Origin of the sequence: Mycolicibacterium wolinskyi (genome assembly GCF_002101965.1) — a bacterium.
GTDB lineage: Bacteria > Actinomycetota > Actinomycetes > Mycobacteriales > Mycobacteriaceae > Mycobacterium > Mycobacterium wolinskyi.
This window is the reverse complement of sequence record NZ_LQQA01000004.1, coordinates 130,072-157,002: the sequence shown is the minus strand read 5'-3', so window position 1 is coordinate 157,002 and position 26,931 is coordinate 130,072. Positions and strand designations below refer to the sequence as shown.

At 64.8% G+C, this 26,931-nt stretch carries 27 protein-coding genes; 19 read left to right on the top strand and 8 right to left on the bottom strand.

The features are described 5' to 3' along the window. Positions 1-27 precede the first annotated feature (27 nt). Positions 28-324, bottom strand: coding sequence for a DUF1330 domain-containing protein (locus tag AWC31_RS01385; protein WP_085142063.1), 297 nt, complete (start codon positions 322-324; stop codon positions 28-30). Continuing rightward, positions 324-743, bottom strand: a complete 420-nt coding sequence (locus AWC31_RS01380; RefSeq protein ID WP_085142061.1) for a Dabb family protein — start codon at positions 741-743, stop codon at positions 324-326. Before AWC31_RS01380 ends, AWC31_RS01385 begins: the two co-directional genes overlap by 1 nt. An 83-nt stretch (positions 744-826) precedes the next feature. On the opposite strand from AWC31_RS01380, the gene AWC31_RS01375 reads away from it, so the two are divergent. The 8 genes from AWC31_RS01375 (at position 827) to AWC31_RS01340 (ending at position 7,940) form a co-directional block, all read left to right on the top strand. Then, on the top strand, positions 827-1,549 hold the full coding sequence (locus tag AWC31_RS01375; protein ID WP_234816674.1) for a TetR/AcrR family transcriptional regulator: 723 nt from the start codon (positions 827-829) through the stop codon (positions 1,547-1,549). A 147-nt stretch (positions 1,550-1,696) separates the two neighbouring features. Continuing rightward, positions 1,697-2,815, top strand: a complete 1,119-nt coding sequence (locus AWC31_RS01370) for an ABC transporter substrate-binding protein (protein ID WP_234816673.1) — start codon at positions 1,697-1,699, stop codon at positions 2,813-2,815. A gap of 24 nt (positions 2,816-2,839) precedes the next feature. Next, positions 2,840-3,700, top strand: a complete 861-nt coding sequence (locus tag AWC31_RS01365; RefSeq protein ID WP_085142057.1) for an ABC transporter ATP-binding protein — start codon at positions 2,840-2,842, stop codon at positions 3,698-3,700. Beyond that, the gene (locus tag AWC31_RS01360) at positions 3,684-4,523 is read left to right on the top strand and encodes an ABC transporter permease (RefSeq protein ID WP_234816672.1); all 840 of its coding nucleotides are present in this window, start codon (positions 3,684-3,686) and stop codon (positions 4,521-4,523) included. Before AWC31_RS01365 ends, AWC31_RS01360 begins: the two co-directional genes overlap by 17 nt. Before the next feature lie 104 nt (positions 4,524-4,627). After that, the gene (locus AWC31_RS01355; protein WP_085142053.1) at positions 4,628-5,704 is read left to right on the top strand and encodes an LLM class flavin-dependent oxidoreductase; all 1,077 of its coding nucleotides are present in this window, start codon (positions 4,628-4,630) and stop codon (positions 5,702-5,704) included. Beyond that, a complete protein-coding gene (locus AWC31_RS01350) occupies positions 5,701-6,453 on the top strand; it encodes a DUF1684 domain-containing protein (protein WP_085142051.1) in 753 nt (250 codons plus the stop codon). The genes AWC31_RS01355 and AWC31_RS01350 overlap by 4 nt, the downstream gene beginning before the upstream one ends. A gap of 21 nt (positions 6,454-6,474) precedes the next feature. Then, on the top strand, positions 6,475-6,990 hold the full coding sequence (locus tag AWC31_RS01345) for a nitroreductase family protein (protein WP_085142049.1): 516 nt from the start codon (positions 6,475-6,477) through the stop codon (positions 6,988-6,990). A 20-nt stretch (positions 6,991-7,010) separates the two neighbouring features. Further along, the gene (locus AWC31_RS01340) at positions 7,011-7,940 is read left to right on the top strand and encodes a 2-hydroxyacid dehydrogenase (protein WP_207626273.1); all 930 of its coding nucleotides are present in this window, start codon (positions 7,011-7,013) and stop codon (positions 7,938-7,940) included. A gap of 17 nt (positions 7,941-7,957) precedes the next feature. On the opposite strand, the gene AWC31_RS01335 is transcribed toward AWC31_RS01340, so the two are convergent. The 5 genes from AWC31_RS01335 to AWC31_RS01315 form a co-directional block, all read right to left on the bottom strand. Next, positions 7,958-8,794 (bottom strand): ABC transporter permease, encoded by an 837-nt coding sequence (locus AWC31_RS01335; RefSeq protein WP_207626272.1) that lies wholly within the window; start codon positions 8,792-8,794, stop codon positions 7,958-7,960. Between the two features lie 37 nt (positions 8,795-8,831). After that, the gene (locus AWC31_RS01330) at positions 8,832-9,698 is read right to left on the bottom strand and encodes an ABC transporter ATP-binding protein (protein WP_234816671.1); all 867 of its coding nucleotides are present in this window, start codon (positions 9,696-9,698) and stop codon (positions 8,832-8,834) included. Further along, a complete protein-coding gene (locus AWC31_RS01325; protein WP_207626271.1) occupies positions 9,695-10,771 on the bottom strand; it encodes an ABC transporter substrate-binding protein in 1,077 nt (358 codons plus the stop codon). The genes AWC31_RS01330 and AWC31_RS01325 overlap by 4 nt, the downstream gene beginning before the upstream one ends. Positions 10,772-10,853: 82 nt before the next feature. Beyond that, positions 10,854-11,075: a hypothetical protein gene (locus tag AWC31_RS01320; RefSeq protein WP_133060060.1), complete on the bottom strand. Its 222-nt coding sequence runs from the start codon at positions 11,073-11,075 to the stop codon at positions 10,854-10,856. Between the two features lie 2 nt (positions 11,076-11,077). Beyond that, entirely contained in the window at positions 11,078-12,109 is a 1,032-nt protein-coding gene (locus AWC31_RS01315; protein WP_085142041.1) for an aldo/keto reductase, read from the bottom strand. Between the two features lie 316 nt (positions 12,110-12,425). On the opposite strand from AWC31_RS01315, the gene AWC31_RS01310 reads away from it, so the two are divergent. From AWC31_RS01310 to AWC31_RS01275, 8 genes are all read left to right on the top strand, one after another. Beyond that, the gene (locus AWC31_RS01310) at positions 12,426-13,535 is read left to right on the top strand and encodes an acyl-CoA dehydrogenase family protein (RefSeq protein WP_085142040.1); all 1,110 of its coding nucleotides are present in this window, start codon (positions 12,426-12,428) and stop codon (positions 13,533-13,535) included. Positions 13,536-13,728: 193 nt separating this feature from the next. Beyond that, a complete protein-coding gene (locus tag AWC31_RS01305; RefSeq protein WP_085142038.1) occupies positions 13,729-15,363 on the top strand; it encodes an ABC transporter substrate-binding protein in 1,635 nt (544 codons plus the stop codon). After that, complete coding sequence (locus tag AWC31_RS01300; protein ID WP_085142036.1) at positions 15,360-16,391, top strand: ABC transporter permease; 1,032 nt, start codon at positions 15,360-15,362, stop codon at positions 16,389-16,391. The genes AWC31_RS01305 and AWC31_RS01300 overlap by 4 nt, the downstream gene beginning before the upstream one ends. Beyond that, complete coding sequence (locus AWC31_RS01295; protein WP_085142033.1) at positions 16,388-17,239, top strand: ABC transporter permease; 852 nt, start codon at positions 16,388-16,390, stop codon at positions 17,237-17,239. Before AWC31_RS01300 ends, AWC31_RS01295 begins: the two co-directional genes overlap by 4 nt. A gap of 13 nt (positions 17,240-17,252) precedes the next feature. Continuing rightward, positions 17,253-18,941 (top strand): dipeptide ABC transporter ATP-binding protein, encoded by a 1,689-nt coding sequence (locus AWC31_RS01290; RefSeq protein WP_085142219.1) that lies wholly within the window; start codon positions 17,253-17,255, stop codon positions 18,939-18,941. Further along, complete coding sequence (locus AWC31_RS01285) at positions 18,938-20,269, top strand: NtaA/DmoA family FMN-dependent monooxygenase (RefSeq protein WP_085142031.1); 1,332 nt, start codon at positions 18,938-18,940, stop codon at positions 20,267-20,269. Before AWC31_RS01290 ends, AWC31_RS01285 begins: the two co-directional genes overlap by 4 nt. A gap of 28 nt (positions 20,270-20,297) precedes the next feature. After that, positions 20,298-21,527 carry an acyl-CoA dehydrogenase family protein gene (locus tag AWC31_RS01280; protein WP_110774863.1) on the top strand — a complete coding sequence of 410 codons (1,230 nt, stop codon included), beginning with the start codon at positions 20,298-20,300 and terminating at the stop codon, positions 21,525-21,527. Positions 21,528-21,592: 65 nt separating this feature from the next. Then, positions 21,593-22,996, top strand: a complete 1,404-nt coding sequence (locus AWC31_RS01275) for an LLM class flavin-dependent oxidoreductase (RefSeq protein WP_085142217.1) — start codon at positions 21,593-21,595, stop codon at positions 22,994-22,996. Here the strand turns inward: AWC31_RS01275 and AWC31_RS01270 are convergent. Further along, complete coding sequence (locus AWC31_RS01270; RefSeq protein ID WP_085142026.1) at positions 22,980-23,840, bottom strand: polysaccharide deacetylase family protein; 861 nt, start codon at positions 23,838-23,840, stop codon at positions 22,980-22,982. The genes AWC31_RS01275 and AWC31_RS01270 overlap by 17 nt on opposite strands. 59 nt (positions 23,841-23,899) lie before the next feature. Between AWC31_RS01270 and AWC31_RS01265 the strand changes: the two genes are divergently transcribed. The 3 genes from AWC31_RS01265 to AWC31_RS01255 all read left to right on the top strand — a co-directional run bounded on the left by AWC31_RS01265 (position 23,900) and on the right by AWC31_RS01255 (position 26,923). Then, the gene (locus tag AWC31_RS01265; RefSeq protein WP_067851338.1) at positions 23,900-24,274 is read left to right on the top strand and encodes a MerR family transcriptional regulator; all 375 of its coding nucleotides are present in this window, start codon (positions 23,900-23,902) and stop codon (positions 24,272-24,274) included. A 130-nt stretch (positions 24,275-24,404) separates the two neighbouring features. Beyond that, complete coding sequence (locus tag AWC31_RS01260; RefSeq protein ID WP_085142024.1) at positions 24,405-25,568, top strand: LLM class flavin-dependent oxidoreductase; 1,164 nt, start codon at positions 24,405-24,407, stop codon at positions 25,566-25,568. Between the two features lie 8 nt (positions 25,569-25,576). Next, positions 25,577-26,923, top strand: a complete 1,347-nt coding sequence (locus AWC31_RS01255) for an NtaA/DmoA family FMN-dependent monooxygenase (protein WP_085142022.1) — start codon at positions 25,577-25,579, stop codon at positions 26,921-26,923. The last annotated feature ends 8 nt before the right edge of the window (positions 26,924-26,931 follow it).

Genomic DNA, 26,931 nt, shown 5'->3' with positions numbered 1-26,931 from the left:
GGCCGCCCACGGTTTCATGACCGGGTATCAGCCTTCGGCGGCGATGAGATCCCCTTCGCCCGCGTTCTTCCGAAGCTCCAGCCACGGCCGATACTCCTCGGACTCGTAGAACTCCATCAAGCGGCTCATCGAAGGAAACTCGATGAGCGTCATATAGTCTCGGTCCCAAGGGCCCTCCAGGACACGGATTTCCCGGTGCCTGAGGCGGTAGGTGCCACCAAACGCTTCAACGATCTCCCGGACACGTTGGGCGTACTGCGCCATACCGTCCGGGTTGCCGTATCCACCGATCGGATCGATGTGAATGAGATAGGCGGAGGCCACTACTTCACCGACCGCGTTTGGTGAAGTAGTGCGATCTCGGGGATCGCACTCAGGAGCGCGACGTACTCCGGATCACGTTGCACCCTGCGCTGATGCAGTTCGACAATCTTCGCTCTCAGATCGGCATCATCGTCGTCGGAGAGTCCGGTGCCGACCGTCTTCTGCAATAGCGGCAGCAAAGCCCGGTCCGCGGCCGCGTGGAGTGGATGGTCGAAGTAGCGTTCCAGCGCATCGAGATCGGCGAGCCCGATGCTGAAACCGTGGGTGAAACCGCCGGCGGGATCACCAAGATCCCTTCCGACGAAAGCGAACTCGACCGGCTCCGCCTCTGCCAGAGCGGCTACCGCCGCCAAAGCCCGAGATTTGTCGTTCTCGCAGACGCCGGGTTTGAAGCTGAAACGCTGGGCGCTGATGATCATACGAGCTCCTTTCACCCATCACGCTAGTACACGCCGTGTACTTCTGCATCGCAGCTTCTTTATGTCACGGCTAGGATCAGCGGGTGCCGACCAGCCGACCGAAACCAGTGACACGGCGCGAGCGTCTCCGCGCCGAGACCTCCGGGGAGATCAAGGCGATCGCCCTGCAACAGCTGACCGGATACGGCGCCGGTGGCATCTCACTGCGTGGGATCGCAGCCGAAATGGGCATGACTGCCCGAGCCATCTACACCTACTTCCCCACCCGCGATGACCTGATCACCGCGCTGGTCGATGACATCACCACCGACCTGGCGCACACGCTTGAGAGCGCCCGGGACAGTCAGCGGAGCGGCGGCTCGCGGCTCGTTGCTTGGGGTATTGCCCTGCGTAAGTGGGCAACGACCCATCCCGCCGAGTTCCGACTCATCTACGGCGACCCTGTTCCCGGCTACGTACCGCCACTCGACGGGCCAGGAGTGCGAGCGGCTCGACGCATCTGCGGTGGGCTCAACCGTCTGGTCGCAGAAGAGGTTTCGCCCGCACACCCGGACCTGTCCAGGACCGCGAGGTGGTCCCAGTTCCCGCCCGACTATGTGGCGAAGGTGCGCGCCGAGATACCCGACGCCTCGCCGGCGCTGGCCGCGCTCACCTTGCGAGTGTGGGGCCGCATCCACGGGCTGATCACCCTCGAGGTGTACGGGCACTTGCGCGCGGTGTGCAACGATCCGGCTGCCATCCAGCGCGCTGACCTCGCCGAGCTTGTCCGAGACCTTCGCGGAAACAGTTCGCCTGGCAGCGCTTGATATCCGGCTCATCGCCGGCGGTTCGGCCGGCACAGCTGCGCTCACGCTGAATAAATCCGTAGCTGGCAATTGCCGGGAAGTTTAGCGTCGCAATTGCATTGGCCGCATAGTCCCGATCGGCGGTCACAGTACAGCGGAGGTGCGCGCGTGATATCCGGAATCAAGCGCCTATTCAGCAAATCGGCGATCGCGCTGGGGGCAGCTGCCCTTGTCACCCCTGTGCTGCTGTCCGGCTGCAGCGGTAAGAATGACGACGGCGTGGTGAAGTTCCGATTCGCCAAATCGACAACCGAACTGTCGCTGGTCCGAATAGCAGACGAGTTGGGGTATTTCGAGAACGCCGGTGTCCGCCCGGAATACGTCGGGCCGGCGACCGCGGTTCCCGCCGTGCAATTGCTCGATCAGAACGCCATCGATATCGCGACCGGCATGTTCAACAACGACATCGACGGCAAGGTGAAGGGCTTCAAGTTCACCGCGATCGCATCGAGCATGCTCGATCTCCCCGACGAGCCTCATATGGCCTACTTCACCAAAGCCGGCTCGGACATCACGAAAAGTAATCTGAAAGCCATCGAGGGCAAGACCATTGGCCTATCGGACTTCAACAGCTGCACCGACCTGGTGATCAAGCGCTACTTGAAGAAGAACGGCGTCGACCTCGGCAAGGTCAAATTCCTGCAACTCAAGAATGAACTCATCGCCCCGGCGATCGAACGCGGTGAAGTCGACCTCGGTGTGTTCCACCCACCGTTGGTCGGAGTTCTGCTGAGCCAGCCCGACAAGTTCACCCAGGCTTTCACCTCCTTTGATGACTGGGGGCCGCTGGGCGGCCAGGCCCCATATGTCGCGAGCAACGCGTGGCTGCAGAAGCACCCCGAGGCCGCTCGTGAGCTCGTCGGCATCATCGCTAAGACGGCGAACTGGGCCAACGCCCATCCCAAGGAATCCGCCGAGATCGCAGGCAAGACAACCGGATACCCCGTCGAACAAACCACCAACTGGCACTACGCGCCCAACGCGCTTCTCGACAAGGCCAGCCTGCAGTTGTGGTGGGATCTCGTCGAAGAAGTGGGCGAACCACTGCCGGGATCGGAAAAGCTGAAGCCCGAAGACATCGCGACCAACGCCTTCAACCCCTATGCGAAGTCCGCCGATCTTCTGGAGACGCAGGACCACAACACCACAATCCTCGACCAGGAGCAGAACAACGGGGTCTTCAAGACGCACCTGGTCGACATCTCGGGGCTCGAAGACCAGAAGTGATCCCTTCTAGGAAAGTCACCTGACATGACCCAGCACGTCCTCGCCGGACCAGGTACCGAACCGACTGTCCCGCAGCCGGTCGACTCGACCTGGAAGATCGAAGCCAAGCGAATCACCAAGCGCTACCCGAAACTTCGTTCGCGATCGGCCATGGAATCCACCACTGTTCTCGAGGGGTTCGACCTCAAGATCAAGAGCGGTGAGTTCGTCTCGCTGCTCGGGCCGAGTGGTTGCGGCAAATCCACATTCCTCAACATCCTTGCGGGCCTGGAAACCTACAACAAGGGCACCGTCCTCGTCGACGGCCGAAAAGTCGACGGCGTCAACAAGACTGTCGGTGTCGTATTTCAGGGTTACGGGTTATTCCCCTGGCTTACAGCGCAGAAGAACGTCGAAGCCGGCCTGAGGATTCGCGGGGTACCGAAGGCCGAACGACGTGAACGGGCCGCCGCGGTGCTGCGAACCGTGGGTCTGGAAGCCGCCGCGAACCGGCTCCCACATCAACTGTCCGGCGGCATGCGTCAGCGCGTCGCGATCGCACGTGTGCTCGCCTATGACCCCGAGATCCTGGTGTTCGACGAGCCGTTCGCGGCCTTGGATGCCCAGACCCGCGAGTTCCTGCAAAGCGAGTTGCTGCGGATCTGGGAGGCCGGCGTGAGGAAGAAGACGATCCTGTTCGTCACCCACTCGATCGACGAGGCGATCTTCCTGTCCGACCGCATCGCCGTCATGACCCAGGCGCCGGGAACGGTGAAGACCCTGGTGGACGTCGACCTGCCGCGGCCGCGCGACAACGACGTGCGCAATTCGGAGGAGTTCGCCCACATCCGGGCGCGAGTGTCGCGAATCTTGGAGAAGGAGGCGCGAATTGGCAACGATTCATGACGAGCCGGTGAGCACACGGGACCAAGACGACGCCATCGAGACGCCCAGTCCGTGGCTGGCCAAGTACGGCAGGTTTGTCGGCGGGGCGATCGGGTTGGCGGCGTTCCTGGTCATCTGGTGGCTGGTCGTGGCGACCGGCTACGTCAGCGACATGTATCTGGCCACCCCGCAGGACACATTCAAGGCTTTCCTCGACGGCCTTGTGGACGGCACCTTGAGCTCGGAGATCTGGCCCAGCGTGCAGCGGGCGTTGATCGGATTCACGATCGCACTGGTGGCGGGCATCGGGCTCGGCATCGTCGTGGGATCGTTCAAATTCTTCCAAACGCTCGCCGAACCGGTCCTGTTGTTCTTCCGCAACCTCTCCCTGCTGGCGCTGCTGCCGGTGTTCGTGGTGTTCCTGGGAATCGGCGAGGAATCCAAGGTCGCCATCGTCGTCTGGGCGTGCTTCTGGCCGATCTTCGTCAACGCCGTCGGCGCGGTCGGTGGCGTGGAAAGGCAACTGTTGAACTCGGCCCGCGCGCTCGGCGCGGGCCGCTGGTACACGTTCGTTCATGTCATCCTGCCCGCCGCGATTCCCGCGATCTTCCCGGGCATCCGGCTGGCCTCGGCCAACGCCTTCACCGCCCTCGTCGCCGCCGAGCTCGTCGGCGGCGCCCAGGGCATCGGTATCTACATCAACAACGCGGCGCTTCGCTATCAGACCCCGCAGATGTACGCAGGTATCCTCGCCCTCGGGTTGATCGGCGTGCTCGTCAATGCCGTCATGACCGGCATCGAATGGCGCCTCACCGGCTGGCAGCGGGGATTGACCAACAAGTGACGAGCGCTGTTCGCATTCGGCACTTCGCCGCTGCGGGACTAAGACGCCGCCGCAGGCGTTGAATCGCACATGGTCATGCGATTCCCGGTAGCGGGAGGTTATCCGTGAAGTTCCTGCTTCTCACCTTGATTGCGCATCACCCCGACCCGGTCACCGGCGAAAAGAAGAGCCCGGCGGAACGGCTACGCGATGTCGTCGACGCCGCGGTGCTCGCCGAAGAACTGGGTTTCGACGGGTTCGCGGTCGGTGAGCGTCATGAGGATCCGTTCATCTCGTCTTCTCCGCCGGTCGTGCTGAGCAATATCGCGGCGCGCACATCGACGATCGGCTTGTTCACCGCGGTGACGACGTTGAGCCTGCTCGACCCGGTGCGCGCTTTCGAGGACTACTCCACGCTGGACAACTTGTCCGGCGGGCGGCTCGAACTGATCATCGGGAAAGGCAACGGCGCAGCACAAGCCGAACTGTTCCAGGTGACCACCGCCGATCAGTGGGACCGTAACCGTGAGGGCTACGAGTTGTTCCGCGCGTTGTGGGACAGCGAGCACGTGACGTGGTCGGGCCGGTTCCGTCCCCCGCTTGCCGACGCGAAGGCACTTCCCAGGCCGCTGCAGCGCAAGATCCGTATCTGGCACGGCAGCGCCACCAGCCGGGATTCGGTCGACCTCGCTGCGCGCCACGGTGATCCCCTCTTCTCGGCCAACGTCACCTACCCGATCGAGCCCTATGCCGAACTCGTACGTCACTACCGCAGGCGATGGGAGTCCTACGGTCACAACCCCGAGGACGCACTCGTCGGGGCAGGGACCGCAGGCTTTCACATCGCGCCGACATCGCAGCAGGCCGCCGACGAGTACCGGCCCGTGTTCGAGACCCGGTTGGCCTTCGCGCGGCGCGCCGGGCTTCCGGTGGTGTTCGAATCGATCGAAGACTTCATCGACCGGAGCTCAGCGCTCGTCGGCAGTCCGCAGCAGGTGATCGACAAGGTGGGGCGCTACCACGAACAGCTGGGCCATGAGGTGATCCATCTGAGCGCCGATACCGTCGGGGTTACCACAGCCCAGAAACGACGCAGTCTCGAGTTGTTTCAGTCCGACGTCGCACCGGTGCTCCGCGAGAAGATCCCCAGCCGGCCCCTGGCCGCACAACACCACGTGAAGGAAGGTGCGTACCAATCATGACAGCAGCAACGACATTCGAGACCGCCTGGGAAGACTGGCATGCCGAGCGCGAACGCTATTACGGCGATCCACTCGGTTGGGTCAGCCTGACCGGTTTGTACTGGCTCACCGATGAATTCGACGAGGTTGCCGACCTCCCCGGTCGCTGGCGCGCCGACGCCGATGCGGTGTTCGTCGAAGGGCTCGAGGGCACCGACCGACTCGAGCCGGTCGAGGGCGCCCCGGGTCTTCTCGTCGAGGCCGGCGACCGCCGCATCGAGGTGATCCGCCGCACCGGATCGGTCGCGTTGCGGGTCCACGACCCGAAGTCGCCACATCTGCAGTCCTACCGGGGCATTCCGACTTACCCGCCGAGCCCGCGCTGGCAGGCCACCGGCACCTTCACGCCGTATCCGCAGTCGCAGACGGTCACCACCGGCGCCGTGGTGGAAGGGCTCGAGCATCATCACAACGCCGTCGGTGTCATCGATTTCGAGCTGGAGGGTGCGGCCCACCGAGTTGTCGCGTTCGGTCGCCCATTTGGCGACCTGCAAGTTCTGTTCACCGATGCCACCAGCGGGGTGACGACGTATCCCGCGGCCAGATCGCTGTCGATCGCCCCGCCTGATGCATATGGGACCGTGGAACTCGACTTCAACCGGGCTTCGAATCTGCCGTGCGCGTTCACCGACTACGCGACGTGCCCGGTGGCGCCCGCCGAGAACCGGCTGACGGTCGCCGTCGAGGCGGGCGAGAAGAATCCGCGATAACACCACACTACGGAGGACGCAATGGAAACGTGGGATGCGATACGCGCCAGGCGAAATGTACGAACCTACCTGCCGGACCCGATAGCCGACCATGATCTGGACCGGATCGTCGAGGCGGCCTGGCGGGCACCGTCGGCATCCAATCGCCAGCATTGGGACTTCGTCATCGTCACGGATCGCGCCCAACTCCAGGAACTCTCGACGGTGTGGCGCGGCGCGGGCCACATCGCGTCGGCACCCGCGGCGATCGCGTTGGTGGTCCCGCAACCACCTGACGAACGCACCAAACTCATCGACCAGTACGACCTCGGGCAGGCCACACTGGCGATGACCATCGCCGCGACCGATCTCGGCATCGGCACCGGGCACTGCTCGGTGGGTGACCAGGACAAGGCGCGGACGATCCTCGGAGTGCCCGACGACCACGTCGTCTCCTATCTTCTCGGCGTCGGGTATCCGGCCGACCGGCCGTTCAAGCCCATCGAAAAACCCGATCGTCGTCCTTTCGACGAGGTCGTGCATCGAGGCCGCTGGTGACCGCTCCGTCAGGAAGAACCGTGAAAGTCCTTGTTCCAGACGACCTCGGGGTCAAGGTGCTGGAGACCGCGACAGATCTCGAGGCGATCCGCTACGAGCCCGGCCAACCGTGGCCGGCCGGGCACGCGGACGCCACGGTCGTCGTGGTCGGCTACGAATCGGCCGCCGCTGTTGGTGCCCGATTCGTAGAGTTGCCCGACCTGCGGCTCGTGCAGACTCTCAACGCCGGATATGACCAGTGGCTGCCGCACCTGCCCGACGGCGTCATGCTGTCCAACGCGCGCGGGGCGCACGGCGGGTCGTCGGCAGAATGGGTGGTCGCCGCGCTCCTGGCCATCTACCGCGACCTGCCGTTCTTCTCAGAGCAACAGTCCAAGGGCATTTGGCAGCCAAAGGTCACCGAGACCTTGATCGGCAAACGGGTTGTCGTGCTGGGTGCCGGCGACTTGGCGGTGAATCTCGCATCCCGACTGGCACCGTTCGACGCCGACGTGGCGCTGGTCGGCCGCCGCGCCAGACCCGGCGTGCACGCGTACGACGCCGTCGAGCGCCTTTTACCGCGCGCCGACGTCGTGGTGTCCATGCTGCCCGCCGACGCATCCACCTATCACATCATCGACGCCGAATTCCTCGCCGCGCTGCGCGATGGTGCGGTGGTCGTCAACGTGGGCCGGGGTGCCGCCGTCGACACCGAGGCGTTGCTGGCGGAACTGAATGCCGGGCGCCTGCGTGCGGCACTCGATGTCACCGATCCCGAGCCGTTGCCGAAGGATCATCCGCTGTGGTCGGCACCGGGCTTGCTGCTGACTCCGCACGTTGGCGGGAGCACCAGCGGGGCCTGGGACCGGGCGTGGGCGATCGCGCTGCGGCAGATCAGCGTCTATGCCGACGGCGGGGTCCCGGAGAATCTGGTGGCCGGGCCGGGCACGCCGGCCCGCAACCTCCGGTAGGCACGACGTAGGGCTGCTCAGCCATTCGTGATCCCCTCCTGCCAGCCGGTCAGTCGCCGTTCCACCAGCACCAGTAGATAATTCACGGCGAGGCCGAGGAGGCCGAGGAGCAAGATGCCCGCGTACATCTGCGGAATCCGGAAGGTCTGCTGCATCGTGAGGGTGAAGATGCCAAGGCCGGCCGGCGCTCCTACCATCTCCGCTGCAACCAGTACCGTGATCGCGTAGGCGCCGCCCAGCCGAATTCCTGGCAGTATGCGTGGAATCGACGCCGGAAGAACCACTTTCGTGAATATGAACCAGCTGTTTGCGCCCATGCTCTTGGCCGCGTCGATCTGGAGCTTCTCCACACCTTTCACCGCGGCGATGGTGGTCAGCAGGATCGGCCAGAGTGCCGCCCAGGTCACGATCGCGTATTTCGACGGCTCGCCCAGGCCGAAGAACAGCAGGAAAACCGGGAACAGTGCCAGGGCCGAGAGCTGGCGGAAGAACTGCAGTACCGAGTCGATGATTCTCTCGAACGGTTTGAACCACCCGATGGCGATGCCGAGTGTCACGCCGATGACGATGCCGAGGCCGAATCCCACCAGCGAACGACGCAGGCTGGGTAGAACGTGCCTGCGCATGTCCCCGCCGGGGAGAAGCCCCTCCACCAAGGCCTTCACCACCTCATGAGGCGGCGGCAGGTAGTGCTCCTTGACGACTCCGGCCCAGATGAGGACATACCACAGGAGGATGAACCCGGCCCATCCCACCGCGGAGCTGACGAAAAGACCCGAGCTCCAACGGAACCGGCGTCGTGGTGGCCCCGCTGGCGTGACGCCTTGTGACGGGATATCGGCCTGCGTGCCCACGAGCGGACGGTGATCTCGCACCGCGGCGGGAGATGAATCAAGCGACACCACGCACCTCCGCACGCAGGATCTCCGACACGGTGCGGCGGATCTCGACGAATTCGGGCGAGTTGCGGATCTCTTCAGTGCGCGGTCGGGGCAGATCGATGTCGATGGTGGCCTTGACGCGACCGGGGCGTGCGGTCATGATCGCGACGCGATCGGCGAGGAAGATCGCCTCGTCGACCGAATGCGTGACGAACAGGACCGTTTTGCGCTTGGCGCCGTCCGCCTGACTCAGCCCCCAGATCCGCAGCAACTCCAGTTGAAGCAGCTCCCGCGTGTTGGCATCGAGCGCGGCGAACGGTTCGTCCATCACCAGGACGCTTGGGTCATAGGCCAGCGCGCGGACGATGGCCACTCGCTGGCGCATGCCTCCGGAGAGCTGGTGGGGATAGCTGTGCAGGAACTCACCGAGACCGACCTTGTCCAGTAGTTGCGTGGCCGTCCGTCTCCGTTCGACCTTCGCCACGCCGCGAATCTCAAGTCCCGCCTCGACGTTGGCGAGGACCGAGCGCCATGGATATAGCGCGTATCCCTGGAACACCACACCGATGTCTCTGTTCACCCCCGCCAGCGGCTCACCGCTGACGAGGACCTCGCCGCCCGACAGCGTCTCGAGTCCGGCAAGGATGTTGAGGAAGGTCGACTTCCCACAACCGCTCGGCCCGAGCAGCGCGAGAAATTCGCCGTCCGGGATGGCGAGCTCGAAATCCGTCAGCACGGTGAGTTCGTCGGACCGCAGCCGGCCGGTTTTGCGAGGCGGGAAGGTCTTTCGCACCTGGTGTGCCACGATCTTGCCGGACGGTACTGAGCCGGCGGGTGTATCGGTGGTGGCGATGATCCCGTCTTCTGACAGGGTCACTTTTCACCCTTAGCCAGTTCGGTCAGATCGACCTGGTTGTCGGCCTGGGTGTCGATCAACTCGTCACTGTCGCTGTAGGGGTTGTATTTGTTGGTGGCGACGTCGTCGGCGGTCAATTTGCCCTCTGGGAGTTGGCCGAACTTTTCCAGAGTGTCGATCCAGTACTGGATCTGCTGTCGATCGATGATCGCGTTGTTGACGTAGGCGTAGCGGGTGATGTCCTTGACGTCCTGTCCGACGCGGTCGGCGATGAACTGGCGCGCCTGGTCCGGATTGCGGTTCACCCAACTCTGGGTCTTGCCCAGGATCTTGACGAACTCCTCGGTTTGCGCCGGGTATCTCCGAATGAACTCGCCGTTGCCGGTGTAGGGCTGGCTACCGCTCGCGCCGCCATCGAGGTCGAAATCGCTGAACAGGCTTACCAATCGGGGATTGTTGAGCGCGTGCCCGGAGAACGGTGCGTGGATGATGGCCAGGTCAGCGCCTCCCGTCTCCACCGCCTGCTCGGACTGGGCATCCGGCGTCGGCACCCAGTTGATCGCGTTGACATCCACTCCTTTGGACGTCAGATACTGCTTGGTGACGTATTCTGCGCAGGCACCGAACCCGTTCATCGCGATCGTCTTGCCCTCGAGCTTGTCCAAGCTGTCGCGGGTGATCCCGGAGTCCTTGCGCACGAAGTAGTTCATGTGCGGTGCGTCGGGCAGGGTTCGGTTAGATGCCGCGATGATCTTCAGATCGGCGCCACCGTTGATCGCCGAGATGGTGAGCGACGCCATCCGAGTCGAGAAGTCGAGGTCGCCGGTATCGGTAAGCGGGATCAACTGATTGGCATCCACCGCACCTACGTACTTCGGTTTGATACCCGCTTTCTCGAAGTACCCCAGCCTGTCGGCGAGGTATACGAGGTCGAAACTGGGGTTGTCGGCGTACTTGAAGTAAACGGGATTGTTCGGGTCGGAAACGTCCCCCGGAGGCCCGGCTACATCGGTCGATTCACTACAGGCAGCGGTGCCGGCGACGAGAATGACGCCGACCAACATCATCAATGCCTGTCTTACAGTCTTTTTCACAATATTCCTAGGCAAGTTCGAAGCGCACGCGCGCAGCGGTCGACCACATCGTGATTCATTCAATTCAGTCGGAAGCACGCCGTCACTGCTTCGATTCACCGTGATCGAATACGACACCTTGGCCGAACAGCTCCACGGCGCCTGGTCGAATTTCTGTGCACCCGCGCCCATCCGCCGAGATCCGCGCGTACTCCTGGTAATAGCTCAGGTCGAGCGCGCGCTGCGGTGTGGCGTCCGGGTGCCGCCAGCCGCCCTGGGTGAATCCGATGGGCCGGATCACTGAGTTCAGCACCAGTTTCGGCATGGTCACAGGCTCAATCCGGTTCCGTGCACGCCATGCTCGTCGATGAGGGCCAGCTCCTCTTCGGTGAACTCCGGGAAGTCGAGCGCCTTGACATTGTGATCGAGCTGCCACGTCGAGCTCGCGCCCACCAGCGCCGAGGTCACAGTCGGGTTCCTCAACACCCACTGCAGCGCGAGCTGGGCCAGTGATTGGCCACGCGACTCGGCGATCTTGTTGAGTTCGGACGTGCGCTGCCGATAGGTATCGGTGATCACGTCGGGTTTGAGGAAGGTGCTGTTGACCGCGCGTGCACCCGCCGGAATGGACTCCAGGTACTTGTTCGTCAACAGACCCTGCGCCAGCGGCGAATACACGACCAGCCCGAAACCATCGTCAGCCGCCAATTGCAGCAGGCCGTTCTGTTCGATGCGACGATCGAAGATCGAATACCGCGGCTGGTGGATCAGCAGCGGCACACCGGCGTCGGCGAGCAGCACAGCCACCTCGTGCGCCCGGTCCGGCGTGTAGTTCGAGATGCCGACGTAGAGGGCCTTGCCCTGGTTGACCGCCGATACCAGTGCTCCGACAGTCTCGTCGATCGGTGTCGAGAGATCAGGGCTGTGGCTGTAGAAGATGTCGACGTAATCGGTGCCGAGGTCGCGCAGACTGTGATCGAGCGACGTCAACAACGACTTGCGTGACCCGCCTTTGAGGTACGGACTCGGGCCGATGGCGTTGCCGGCCTTCGTGGAGAGGATGAGCTCGTCGCGGTACCTCGACAGATCCTTGGCGAGCACCCTTCCGAAGTTCTGCTGTGCAGCGCGATGCGGCGGACCGTAGCGGTCGGCGTTGTCGAAATGGGTGATGCCGAGATCGAAAGCATGCAGGATGATTTCACGTTGCGTCTCGAACGGATAGTCGGTGCCGAACTTCTGCCACAACCCGAACGAGAAGGCAGGCAGGTCGAGACCCGACCGCCCAGACCGCCGATACGGGATGTTCTCATATCGCGCGTCGGTCGCGGCGTATGTGGTTTCGAAGGTTCCGTGGGACATGCGTGCGTGATGCCTTTCCGTGTGGGCACCGAGCGCTCAGAAGAGGCCGGCGGGTGGCGGATCGCCGCGCGGATACCGCGACGGTCAGACCGATGTCGGCCAAGCTTCATCCCCTCTGCCGAGACCTACAGCGGCGTCGAGACGTGAGCACGCACCGGCCACCCCGATACTTCGAGTAGTAAAGCAGAACACCTCCGGCGATACACCGATTCGGTTCACGCTGATCACAAGCACATCAACAGATTTCGTCCGCGGTAGATTTCTTGCACTGGGAACCGTCCACCCGAATCCGCCGACGCACACAGATAGGACATGAGTGACTTCCGTCGAATCCACCGTGACGTCATCGGCAGACGCGGTGACCGCCAGCGACGCGAACCCGTTCATCACACGAGTCAAGGCGCACGCCGATGCCGTGCTTCGCCCCGCCGCGCTGCAAACCGACCGCGACGGCGTCAGCTCCGCGCAGCTCACCCACCTCGCCGGCCTGGGTCTGTTCAACCATTCCGCGCCTACGGAGTTCGGCGGTGCGGCAATCGGGACGGCGGGCGACCGCCGGCTTCACGAGATCATCGCCGGATCATGCTTCAACACCTGGCTGGTGTGGGCACAACACGCACCCATGGTCAGACGCCTGACCCTGGCCTACCAGAAGGGTGCCGAACTGTCCGACCTGTCGCGCGACGCGCTCGCCGGACGCGTCTTGCTGGGCGCGGCGATCAGCGACGTCCGGCGGTACCCGCGCTCCTACATCGCCGCCTCGCGCACATACGGTGGCTGGACGTTCACCGGCACGATCTCGTGGGTCAGCGGTTGGGGACTGAACACGGTGCTCGCGGTCGCCGCCGTCGAAGCGTCGACCGAGACCGTGGTCACCGCCCTCGTCCCGATCAGTGACCGGGTCCGAGCGACCCGTCTCGAACTCGGTGCGGTCGCCGGGAGCCGCACCGAGCGGGTGACGCTCGACGAGGTCTTCGTCCCATCGTCCGAAGTGATCCTCACGCAATCGCTCACAGACTGGCGCACAGAGGATCTCGCCAACTCAGGTGACACCCGTCCGCAGTACTTCGGCCTGGCGGCGACCGTGCTCGACGAACTCGACGGTGCACCGGATCCCCAGGTACGGCGAATCGGCCAGGTCTGGCGTCCACGTGTCGACGCGTTGCGCGCCGACGCCTATGGGCTCGCCGACGAGGCGAAGGCGGCCGGCGACGAGCGGCACCGCATCACAGAGCGAGTCGGGACCAAGGTCGCGGTCGGTGAGGCACTCGCCACCATCACCCGCGCCCTCGTCGTGGCGAGGTCCGGGCACGCGATCGCGCTCGACGACACCGCGCAGTTGTACGCGCGTTCAGCGCTTTTCCTGCTCGTCCAAGGCCAGAGCGCCGATGTCCGAAACGCCCAACTGACCGACCTCGCGCGGTAAGCCGGCGTGGATGATGCACCCGACCACAATTAAGTTGAGGTCAACCAATTGCGTAGCGAGAGTGGGTTGATTGCGGTCGGCCACGCCGAAAGACTGTGCACTGTGACCGGTGAATGTTGTTGTGCGCGCTTCGCGTGGCCCGTTGTGGCCGCATAACCGACCGCCAGCAACGCAGATTAGGAACGCTGATCCGATGACCGATCTCTTCGACCGCCGCGGATTCCTCAGCTTGAGCGCCGCAGTCCTCGGATCCGGCCTCCTTGCCGCGTGCGGCGGACCTCGTGGGGGAACCCCACAGTCGGGCGCAGGCCCCACCGGCCCCTCGGGCGATCCGGTTCGCGGTGGGACGCTGACCTTTTCGGATACCGAAGCGGTGACCAGCTGGCAGGCGCAGAAGCTGGGCACGTACAGCGCGGGGAACCTCACATTCCACACCAATGTGTTCCTGCTCTACTTCGACCCCTACAAGAAGCAGTTGCAACCATGGGTCGCCGAATCGTGGACCAAGAACGACGAGAACACTCGCTTCAGCTTCAAGATCCGCAAGGGCATCACATTCAGCGACGGCACCCAGCTCACCCCGGAGATCGTCGCCCAGAACTACGAGCTCTACGGCCGGGGCAACGAGAAGTTGCGGATTCCGGTGCACCAGCAGATTTCTCGCGGCTACGACCACGTCGAGGTCGACGGCGACACGGTCACCGTCGTCCTGTCCAAACCCAATCAACAGTTCCTGATCGATACCACACGGCTGAACTCTCCGATCCTCGGCGCGAAGACCATCGGCCTGGAACTCGAAGACGCAGGCCGGCCGGAAAACCACGTCGGTGCCGGGCCGTTCGTGTTCAAGTCACAGGTCCCCAACCAGTCGGCGGTGCTCGTGCGGCGTCCCGGCTACCGGTGGGCACCCGCGGGCTCACCGAATCAAGGCGAGGCCTACCTCGACGAGATCGTCTGGAAAGTTCTTCCCGAAAGCGGTTTGCGCACCGGCGCTTTGACGTCCCGCCAGGTAGACGTGGCCAGGGGGATCCAGCCGTCCGACGAGGCGGCGATCCAGGCGGCCGGCTTCCAGTTGCTGCTCTACCGTCCCCCGCTCGGCACATCGAACTACGCGGGCCTGCGCGTGGACAACGAGTTCACCAAGGATCCGCTGGTGCGACAGGCGCTGGTGCTTGGTATTGATCGTGACGGTCTGAGTCGTGACGCGCTCACCCCGAGCTATCCTCCGCCGATATCGATCCTCAATGTCAACAACGCCAATGCCATCGACCTCGCCGGCGAGTTCGCCTACAACCCGGACAAGGCGCGTGATCTATTGGAGCAGGCGGGGTGGCGCCAAGGACCCGACAGCATCCGTACGAAGGACGGCAAGCAGCTGCATCTGACGGTGCCCCAGAGCGCCCAGCAGGTGGCTCTCGGACCGGCGTGGGAGTACATCGCCCAGCAGTGGCGCAAGGAACTCGGCATCGTGCTCGATGTCCGCAACGACCCGTCGTTCGCGGCAGCCGCGAACAACGACGTCACCGTCCCGATCGTGGTCAGCCGGACATCGATCATTTCCCTTGGCCAGAGCTTCGGCGGTGAGGGCAATACGGCGCTTCTCGGATCTTCACCCGAGCTCACCGCGCTCTATGCCCGCGAACTGGAGGCCCGCGACGACGCCGAGTTCAAGGCTGTTCAGATCGAACAGCAGAAGGCACTGATCAAGGGGTCCTATGTGATCGCCTATTTCGAGGAGGCGCAGACGTTCGGAGCGTCGCCGGACGTCCACGTGACATTTCAGACCCAGACGTATCCGGACTTCTACAACGCCTGGAAAGCCAGATGACAGCCGTCCAGGAGGTTCCAGCCGTCCTCGGCAGCACCCCGACGCAACCGGATGGTCGGGGTGCCCCCCGCTCGCGCCAGTTCATCCGCTACGTCCTCGGCCGTCTCACGCAGGCGGTGGTGGTGTTGTGGCTGGCGTACACCCTGACATTCATCGCCATCACCCTGCTTCCGTCCAACCCGATCGAGATGTTCGCCGCCGACGACACCGGGGTCATCGACCCACAGACCGTCGAGCAGATGAAGCTGTACTACGGCTACGACCATTGGGTGTTTCAGCGGTACTTCATCGAGTTGAGCCATGTCGTCCGTGGCGGCCTCGGTTACTCGATGAGCACCGGCCAAACGGTCTCGCAGGCGATCGGTGATGCAGCGTTGCCCACGCTGCGATTGACGGCAACCGCATTCGTCATCGCCGTGCTGATCGCCGGCGCCATCGTGTCGACCGCGGTCCTGGCAAGCCGGCGCTGGTTGCGTTCGTCGGCCGTGATGCTGCCGCCACTGTTCGCGGCCGCACCGGTGTTCTGGGTCGGCATCGTGGTGCTGAACGTGTTGTCGTTCCGGCTTGGTTGGATCTCGGCGTTTCCCGACGGCACGTTCCTGTCGATTCTGGTGCCCGCACTGGTGCTGGGCCTACCGCTGTCCGCGGCGATGGCACAGGTGCTGCTCAAGAGCGTGGAGACCGTGCTGGACAGCGACTTCGTCGACGTGGTCCGCGCCAAGGGCGCGGGCAAGCACTGGGTGTTCTGGCGACATGTGGTGCGCAACGCGGCGGGGCCGGGCCTGACGGTGGCGGGAACCGTGTTGGGCACGCTGGTGGGAGGTGCAGTCGTCACCGAAACGGTGTTCGCGCGCGCCGGTATCGGGCGAGTGCTGCAGACCGCGGTGTCGCAACAGGACGTTTCGCTGGTGCAAGGTTTCATCCTGATCATCGCCGGCGTTTATGTGGTGGTGAACCTGGTGATCGACTTGCTCTACCCCGCGCTGGACCGGCGGATTCTCCTGACCACGGGAGGGGCACGCGCATGACGACGACTCTGGCTTCACCGATTCGACCGCTGGGTTACCGAGTTCGGCTCAGTCCCAACAACATTGCCTCCGGGCTCGCAGTGCTCGTGCTGGTGACCGTCGCGCTGTGGACGTTTTTTCCGTCGTGGTTCACCAGCCACGATCCCATTGTCGGTGTGGGAGCCCAGAAATTCCTGCCACCCGGGGCCGAGCATTGGTTCGGGACGGACCGCGCCGGCCGGGATACGTTCACCCGCGTTGTGCACGGCACCCGCAACACGGTGTACGGCGCCGTGATCGGGACGTCGATCGGTCTGGTCCTCGGCACGGTCTTGGGTGTGACCGCCGGGGTGCTGCGCGGCGCCGTCGATGCGGTGATCATGCGGCTTGTAGACGTCCTGTTGGCACTGCCGGGATTTCTCCTGGCACTGTGCGTTGTCGCAGCCTTCGGCCCCGGTACGACGCATGTCGCCATCGGCGTCGGCATCGCCGCGGTTGCCCCGTTCGCGCGCGTCGGCCGCGGCGAGGCGTTACGCGTCGTTCAGCTCGAATACGTCGATGCCGCACGGGTTTCCGGTGCGAAACCGACGACTGTGCTGTTCCGCCACGTCCTGCCGAACTCGGCCGGACCCATCGTTGCCCTGATCCCGACGGAACTGGGCTCGACCATCCTCAACATCGCCGGCCTGGGCTTTCTGGGATACGGCGCACCACCGCCGACACCGGAGTGGGGCACTCTGCTGTCGGAGGGGCGTGACTATCTGGCCAACGCCTGGTGGCTGACCACGCTGCCCGGGATCGTCGTGTTGATCGCGGTCCTGGCAGTATCGCGTGCCGGCCGAATCCTGCAGCGCCGCTTCCGGATCTGACAAGGAGAACAACATGACCACCACCTTGCCGGTCGCTGCCGAACACACCGGCGACTCAGCCACGCAACCGGTGCTCGAGATCGAGAACCTGACGATCTCGTATCACGGTGCGTCGCAGGCCGCAGTACGCGGAGTCAACCTGAGCATCCAGCCCGGTGAAGTGGTCGCGGTGATCGGCGAATCAGGCTCGGGTAAAACGACTTTGAGCAAAGCGGCCATCGGCCTCCTGCCGGGCGGCGCCCGTATCGACAGCGGATCGATCCGGGTCTCCGGTCGCGAGCTCACCGGCCTGCGCGAACGGGACCTGGTCAAACTCCGCGGCAAGGTGGTGGCCTTGGTACCTCAGGATCCGGCGACATCGCTGGATCCGGTTCAGCCGATCGGACGCCAGCTCACCGAGGTCTTTCGTCTGCACCCCGGCGGAAAGCGGCTGTCGCGCGGGCAATTGCGCGCCAAGGCCGTCGAACTACTCGACCTGGTCGGAATCGATCACCCCGAACAGCGCCTGCGGCAGTACCCGCACGAGCTGTCCGGCGGTATGAAACAACGGGTCCTCATCGCGATCGCCTTCGGTTTGCGTCCCACGCTCCTGATCGCCGACGAACCCACCTCGGCCCTCGATGTGACCGTGCAGAAGCAAGTGCTCGAAGTGTTCGACCGGCTCGCCGGGGACACCGGTGTGGCGGTCCTGTTCGTGACGCACAACCTGGCGGTGGCCTCGGATCACGCGACCCACGCGATCGTGATGCGCAACGGCCGGGTGCTTGACAGCGGTCGGATCGACGACCTGGTGTTGAACCCGATTCACGACTACACCCGACAACTCATCAGCAGCGCATTCGGTCTCGGCGGCACCGGCGCACCGGTTCCGAACGTGCCGGTCACCCCTGCCGCACCCGTCGTCGAGGTGAAAAGTCTCACCAAGACGTTTACGCACGGACCGAGCGGACACTTCAAGGCCGTCGACGACGTCACGTTCGCCCTCGCCCGAAACAGCACCTTCGCACTGGTCGGCGAGTCGGGATCGGGCAAGTCGACCACGGCGCGGCTGATCCTCGGACTGGCCCAGCCCGACTCCGGCCAGGTCTACATCGACGGTCGCGAGGTCACCGGCCTGCGCAGGCATGCCAAACGTGACGTGTGGCGCAAAGTCCAGCTGATACAACAGAATCCGCAGGTGGCGCTCGACCCCCGGCTCACTGTCGAGCAGATTGTGGACGAGCCGCTGCGCTCGTTCGGGCTCGGCGACCGTGCGGCCCGCCGACGCCGAGTCGCCGAATTGCTCGATCAGGTGGGACTGACCGGTTCCTTCGCCACCCGCAAGCCGCGCGAGCTTTCCGGCGGGCAACAGCAGCGCGTGGCGATCGCGCGTGCCCTGGCGCCGCGGTCCCCCATCGTGGTGCTCGACGAGGCGTTATCGGCGCTCGACGTCGTGACGCAACGCCGCATACTCGATCTGCTGGACGAGGTGCAACGCGAACTCGAGCTGACCTATCTGTTCATCTCCCACGACCTCGATCTCGTGCGCTCGATAGCCGGCCACGTGGCGGTGATGCGTCGCGGCCGGGTCGTCGAAACCGGGTTTACCGAGCAGATCTTCGCCGAACCGCGCTCGGAGTACACCCGCGCACTGCTCGACGCCACGCCCGGGCGCCGGTTGCGCGGCAAACTCGCCGCACTGGCCGACAGGAGAATCTCATGACTCGCCGACGGCTGTTTCTCAGCGTCGCCATCAACAGCACCGGGTCGGCCGCGCGGTCATGGGCATGGCCCGGGACGAAGTGGAGCCGGTTCAGCGACTGGGACCACTACCTGCGCTCGGCGAAACTGGCACACGACGGTGCCTTCGACATCGTGTTCGTGTCTGATCATCCTGCGCTGCAACGCGACAACTCGGCACGGCCGCTGCACAGTTTCGATCCGACAGTGCTGCTCTCGGCGATCGCCGCAGCGGTGCCCGACATCGGATTCCTGCTCACCGCGTCCTCGTCGTACAACTCGCCCTACAACCTCGCGCGCCGCCTCGCGACGCTTGACCACATCTCCGGTGGCCGGGTGATCTGGAATGTGGTGTCGAGCTTCAATCCGGACATCGCGGCGAACTTCTCGGCCGCGCCGCTACCGCCTCGGGCCGAAAGATACCGCCGGGCCGATGAATTCCTCCAGGTCGTCAAAAAACTGTGGCTCAGTTGGGACACTCCCGGGGGCGCGGCGCCATCAGACACCGTCTGGGATTCGACCACCGCACGCCGCATCGACCACCACGGCGAATTCTTCGACGTGGCAGGGCCGTTGAACGTCCCGATCGGGCCGCAGGGCCATCCGGTGATCGCACAGGCCGGTGCGTCGCAGGCCGGGGTCGATCTCGCCGCCAAACACGCCGACATCGTCTACGCCTCGCTGCTGCACAAGCAGGCTGCGTTCGATTACCGAGCGCAGCTGCGGGAGCGGGCGGCCGTCCATGGCAGGAACGCCGACGACATCCGTTTGATGCCGGGGCTGGTGGTGATCGTCGGTGACACCCGGGAAGAGGCCTACCGCAAGCACGAGGCGATGCACGGCTTTCACGGCGAGGACGGGTTGATCGCCGACTTCTTCAAACGAGCAGCCCTGTTCGACATCGACGACACGCTCGACCCCGACCGCGCGCTCGACCCGAAGTTGTTCGACTACACAGAAGATCAGTCTCGGCCCGTGGGATTCGTGCGATCATTCGCCGAACTGACTGCCGCAGAGGAGATCACGCCCCGGCAGCTGGTGCGCCGGGTCGAGGGCGGGCACCGCCTGGCCATCGGTACTCCCGAAGACGTGGCCGACACGATCCTGGACTGGTGGAGCGCGGGCGCCGTAGACGGTTTCAACATCCACATCCCGGTGCTGCCGGACGGCATCGCCGAATTCAACCGAACGGTCATGCCGCTGCTGCAACATTCCGGAGCCTTTCCCACCGCCTACGACGGGTCCACCATCCGCGAACGCCTCGGGCTGCGGGATCCGCGACCGGCTTCGGCCGCCTCGGTCGTGGCCTGACTCACGCCGCCAACCGAAGGAAGCACCCTTGTCCGCAGCATTTCAATCCAGCCTCGCCCAGTTCCGCCGCATCTTCGACCAATTGGCCACTAAGGCCGCCGCCCGCAGCCACACCCACGAACCGGTACACGAGGAGATTCAAGCGCTTGCCGCAGCCGGATTCGGACGGTTGCGAGTCCCGGTCGAGCACGGCGGTTTCGGGGTCGACCTTCCCACGCTGTTCGAACTGCTCGCCGAGGCCGGCCGGGCCGATTCGAATGTGCCGCAGATCCTGCGTGGCCATTTCACCACCGTCGAGATTCTGCGACAGTCCCCGTCCCCCGAACAACGCACCCACTGGCTGCGCCGCATCGCCAACGGCGCGATCTTCGGCAACGCACAGTCCGAGCCTGCCGCCGACAGCCCGGACTTCCTGCCGACCACCAGGCTGCACCACGTCGCCGGACGGCCGGTCGTCTCGGGCGTGAAGTACTACTCGACCGGTGCGCTCTACGCCGACTACATCCGCGTCGCAGCGGCCGTCAAGGATCCCGAAGATGCCGACGCAGGCAAGATCACTTTCGCGGTCGTGGACGCCCGTGAGACCGGGGTCACCCACGATGACGACTGGGACGGCATCGGACAGCGACTCACCGGAAGCGGGACAACACGTTTCGATGCGGTACCGGTGCAGGAGAACGGCGAACTCGGCCGCTCCAAACAGAATCTGCGCTCGATTCAGGCGTTCGTGCAGCTCGTGCATCTGGCCAACCTGACCGGCATCGCCCGCAACGTCGTAGACGACGCCACCGCGCTGATCCGCTCCCGGGTCCGAACCAACCTGCATGCGCTGTCGAAACAACCCACCGAGGACCCCGAGGTGCTCGCCGTGCTCGGCCACCTCTACCGCCACGCGCAGACGGCCGATGCCCTGCTGGTGTCGGTCGCCAACAGCCTGGAACGCGCCAACCAGGTGGCGGCCGCCGGGCTGGACGCCGAGGAGGACTACGCCCGGAATTTCATCGATGTGTCGGCGGCACAGGTGACCATCATCGAGGCGGTGCTCGCCGCGGGCGCCCAGATCTTCAACGCGGGCGGCGCGTCGGCCATCCGCGAGGGCACCAGCCTCGACCGGCACTGGCGAAACGCCCGCACACTGGCATCACACAACCCGGTGATCTACAAGCCCAGGATCATCGGCGATTTCGTCCTGAACGGCACCACACCGAAATCCTTCTATGACCGCGTGCGGGAGAACAGCGTCGCAGGCGCCCCCTGACATGTTTGACGCCCGCTGAGACAAACCGTTCCCGGATGGGATGCCGGTTCCTAGTGTCGGACAACATGACCCGCCCGCGGCTGATCCTCAATGCCTTCACCATGAACACCGCCACCCACGTCTCTTACGGCTCGTGGCGCAACCCCGAGAACCGCAGCACCGAATTCGATCAGCTCGATGTCTGGGTGAATCTGGTCAAACTGCTGGAACGCGGGAAGTTCGACTCGGTGTTCTTCGCCGATGTCGTCGGACTCTATGACGACTATCGCGGCGGGTGGGAAACCTATGTACGTGAAGGTCTGCAGATCCCCAATCACGATCCGTCGGCGATCATCTCGGCGCTGGCGCTGTCGACCGAACATCTCGGCCTGGTGATCACGAGCTCGGTGCTGCAGGACCACCCTTTCTCATTCGCCCGCAAGATATCGACGCTGGATCACGCCTCGAAAGGACGCATCGGCTGGAACGTCGTCACCAGTGCGCTGCAGAATTCGGCGCGCAACTTCGGATTGCTCGAGCGCGAGGAACACGACGAGCGCTACCAGTGGGCCGAGGAGTACACCGAAGTCGTCTACAAACTGTGGGAAGGATCGTGGGATGACGGTGCGCTCATCCGAGACCGCGAACGCGGTCTCCACGCCGACCCCGACAGGGTGCACAAGATCCATCATGCCGGCAAGCGCTACCGAGTCGAAGGTCCGCACCTGAGTTTTCCTTCACCGCAACGCACACCGGTGATCTTCCAGGCCGGAACCTCGACGGCCGGGCGCACGTTCGCGGCCCGGCACGCCGAGGGCGTGTTCATCAATGCGGTGTCACCGAAAGGGGCTCGTGTGGTGATCGAGGACACCCGAGACAGGGCGGTCGCGGCGGGGCGGCGCCGCGATGACATCAAGTTCTTCCAAGGACTGTCCTTCGTGGTCGGATCGACCGAAGCCGAAGCCAAGGCCCGCGCCGCCGAACTCGACGAATACCTGAGCGTCGACGGACTGATCGCGCACCGCAGCGGCGGTATCGGCGTCGACCTGGGCGGCCTGGACCATCACACCCCGATCGGCGACCTGGCCCCCACTGTCCAGGGCACGCGCAGCACCATCGAAGCGCTGATCGCCGCCGCGCCGCCCGGCACCAATCCGACCATCGCCGACCTGGTGCGCCAGCAGCAGGAATCGACCAGGATCATCGGAACGCCCGAGCAGATCGCCGACACCCTCGAGCAATGGCAGGACGCCGGCGTCGACGGGGTCAACATCCGCTACATCACCACACCCGGCAGCTTCGAGGATTTCATCGACCATGTGGTCCCCGAGCTGCAGGCACGTGGCCTGGCGCAGACCGAGTATGCGCCAGGAACTCTGCGCGACAAGCTCTTCGGCGCCGGTCCTGCCCTGCCCGATCGGCATCCGGCCCGCTACTGGCGCGGCCGCTTCTCCGCACCGAGTGTGGACGCAGTCAACTCAACAGGCTAGGCCGGACGTGTGCGGCGATCTCGTCGCTCGTCGTCAGCCAGGCGTCGGGTTGCGCGGCAAGGTATTTGAGCACCCGGTCGAGGTACTTGTGCCGGAACGGCTGGCCGATCACGAACGGGTGCAGTGCCAACGCCAACACGCGGCCACTGGTGGCGGAATCGGCGTGCAGTTGTTCGTATTGGTCGATCACCATCTGCTCGAATTCGGGTCCGGTGGTGCCCTTGCCGAAAATCAGCAGATCGTTGAGCTCGACTGAATACGGCACACTGATCATGCCGGGCGTGGTGAGCGGATAGGGCTGGTCATCGTTGGTCCAGTCGAGCACATAGTGAAAACCCAACTCCGCCAGAAGTTTCGGTGTGTTATGCGTCTCGGTCAGGCCCGGCCCCATCCAGCCACGTGGCTGCTGGCCGGTCGCATCCGCGATGTCACCGGCGATCTCGGCGAGGACCCGGCGTTCCTCGTCGACATCCAGATCGGTGTGCAGGATCGAGTTGGTGCGGCCATGCGCCAGCCACGCCCAGTTCCGTTCCAGGCCGGCGGCCACGATCTGCGGATGGTGCTTGATGACGGCTGAGTTCAGTAGCACGCTGGGACGCACGCCGTGCCGGTCGAGACTCTCGATCGTGCGCCATATGCCCACCCGGGCGCCATAATCACGCCAGCCGTAGTTGAGCGCATCCGGCTGCAGGTCGGCGGTTCCGGGCCAGATGCTGGTGGAGGGGCGGTCGATGAGGAAGTGCTCGATGTTGAGGCCCACGTAGACCGCGACTCGTGCGCCGTCGGGCCAGGTGATCGGCGCGCGTTCGGTGATGGGGCTGTAGTCGAAAGGCGGTGTGGTCATGCCGCACGGTACGAGGTGACACCAATGTCAGAGTCAAGCCGCGGCGGTATAACTGGCGTATGCGTATCGGCGAACTAGCGCGTCGAACCGGGGTGAGCCAGCGGTCTCTGCGCTACTACGAGCAGCAAGGCCTGCTGGCTTCCGACCGGACGCCCGGCGGGCAACGCGAATACTCCGAACGGGCCGTCGACCGGGTGATCCGTATCCAGGAGCTGTATGCCGCGGGCCTGACCAGCCGCACCATCGCATCGCTGCTGCCGTGTATGCGCGACGATGGCGGCCCGGCACCCCAAGCCACCCCGCGCCTGCTCACCGAACTCTCTGCCGAGCGGACCCGCCTCGACCGGTCCATCCGCGAGCTGATCACCTCGCGTGAGGTGCTCGACAGCGTGATCGCCGCCGCGGCGGACCCGGCCGCACCGCGCTCGAACTGAATCACCATGCGTTGATCTCTTGAAAGCCCAGCACATCGCGCCAGACTGAACAGACGGGCACATGGCGCGGGAATGGGCCCGCCACCACACACGTTGCCGCTGAAACCACGCACGAAAGCGAGGAACGGCTGTGTCAGAATCCCCTCCGGTCCACCTCGGCGTCGCACTCGACGGCACGGGTTGGCACCCAGCTTCCTGGCGCGAGCCCGACGCCAGGCCCGCAGACCTGTTCAAGCACGACTACTGGACCGATCTGGTCGCCGAGGCCGAACGTGGCCTGCTCGACTTCGTCACGATCGAAGACGGTCTGACGCTGCAGTCCGACCACCCGTGGCGAGCCGACGACCGCACCGACCGAGTGCGCGGCCGGTTGGACGCCGTGCTGATCGCGGCACGGGTGGCACCCCGCACCAGCCACATCGGGTTGATCCCGACGGCCATCGTCACCCATACCGAGCCGTTCCATCTGTCGAAGGCCATCGCGACGCTCGACTACGTGAGCACGGGACGGGCAGGCATCCGGGTGCAGGTATCGGCCCGCCGCGATGCGGCCGCCCATTTCGGCCGCCGCGACATCCCCGAGCGCTCGCCCGAGCTGTCCGAGGAACTGTTCGGCGAGGCCACCGACTACGTGGAGGTGCTGCGCCGGTTGTGGGACAGCTGGGAGGACGACGCCGAGATTCGCGACGTCGCCACCGGCCGGTTCATCGACCGGAACAAGCTGCACTACATCGATTTCGAAGGTGCCAAGTTCTCGGTGAAGGGTCCCTCGATCACGCCGCGCCCGCCGCAGGGGCAGCCAATCGTGGCCGCGCTCGGTCACGTCGATCACGCCTACCGGCTCATCGCGTCGAGCGCCGACGTCGGCTTCATCACGCCGCACAGCGCCGACGAGACGGCTACTCTTGTCGACGAAATCAGCGCGGCGCGAACGGCTTCCGATCCGGTCCGGGTGTTCGCCGATCTGGTGGTGTTCCTGGACGCCACCGCCGCGGACGCGGCGGCGCGACGAGCCCGGCTCGATGAGCTCGCTGGTTCCGAATACCGCAGTGACGCCGAGATCTTCGCGGGCACTCCACAACAATTGGCCGATCTACTGCAGGAATGGCATGCGGCCGGGCTGACCGGCTTCCGGCTACGCCCCGCCACGCTCCCCCACGATCTGCGTCAGATCACCGAGGCCCTGGTGCCCGAACTGCAGCGGCGCAACGTCTTCCGCGACGCTTACGGCGCCCCGACCCTGCGCGGCCTGCTCGGCTTGCCTCGCCCCGCCAACCGCTACGCCACCGCCTAGGACCTCCGATGAGCAAGCCCATCAAGCAGATTCACCTCGCCGCGCACTTTCCCGGCGTCAACAACACCACGGTGTGGAGCGACCCGGCATCGGGCAGCCACATCGAGTTCGGCTCGTTCGTGCACTTCGCGCAGACCGCCGAACGCGGCAAGTTCGACTTCCTGTTCCTGGCCGAAGGGCTTCGGCTGCGCGAACAGAACGGCCTGATCTACGACCTCGACGTGGTGGGCCGGCCCGACACGTTCACGGTGCTCGCCGCGCTGGCCGCCGTGACCGACCGGCTCGGACTCACCGGCACGATCAACTCGACGTTCAACGAGCCCTACGAGGTGGCACGGCAGTTCGCCTCGCTCGACCACCTGTCCGACGGGCGGGCCGCCTGGAACGTCGTCACGTCGTGGGATGCGTTCACCGGAGAGAACTTCCGCCGCGGCGGATTCCTCGCCGAGGACCAGCGCTACGAGCGTGCCGAGAGTTTCCTGGCCGCCGCGCACACGTTGTTCGACTCGTGGCACGGCGACGAGATCGTCGCCGACAAGGATCGCGGCGTCTTCCTCTCTGACCCGGGTGCGGGGAAATTCTCCTACCGCGACGCGCATTTCGACATCGCCGGGCAGTTCAACGTTCCGCGCAGTCCGCAGGGCCGGCCGGTGATCTTCCAGGCCGGGGATTCCGACCACGGCCGGGACTTCGCGGCCCGTGCCGCCGATGCGATCTTCTCCCGGCACGGCACGCTCGAGGCCGGTCAACAGTTCTACACCGACGTCAAGGGGCGGCTCGCCAAGTACGGCCGCCGCCACGACCAGTTACTGATCCTGCCCGCCGCGACGTTCGTGCTCGGCGACACCGACGCCGAGGCCGCCGAGATCGCGCACGAGGTGCGGCTGGCACAGGTGTCACCCGCCACGGCGATCAAATTTCTCGAACAGCTGTGGAACCGCGATCTGTCCGACCATGACCCCGACGGTCCGCTGCCGTCGGTCGATCCGGTCGTCGGCGAGAACACGATCGCGCGGGGCCGGGCGAGCGTGCGGATGCATCGCGACCCGATCGCCGTCGCCAACGAGTGGCGGGCCAAGGCCGAGGCCGAGAAGCTCACCACGCGCGAACTGATCATCGAGGTGACCGGGCGGCAGAACTTCATCGGGTCACCGGCTACCGTCGCCGAGACGATCAACACGCTCGTGCAGGAAGACGCCAGCGACGGCTTCATCCTGGTGCCGCACGTCACGCCCAGCGGTCTCGACCCGTTCGTGGACAAGGTGGTGCCGCTGCTGCAGGAACGCGGGGTGTTCCGCACCGACTACGAGGGCACGACCCTGCGCGACCACCTGGGCTTGGCCACACCGCACTGATTCGGCCG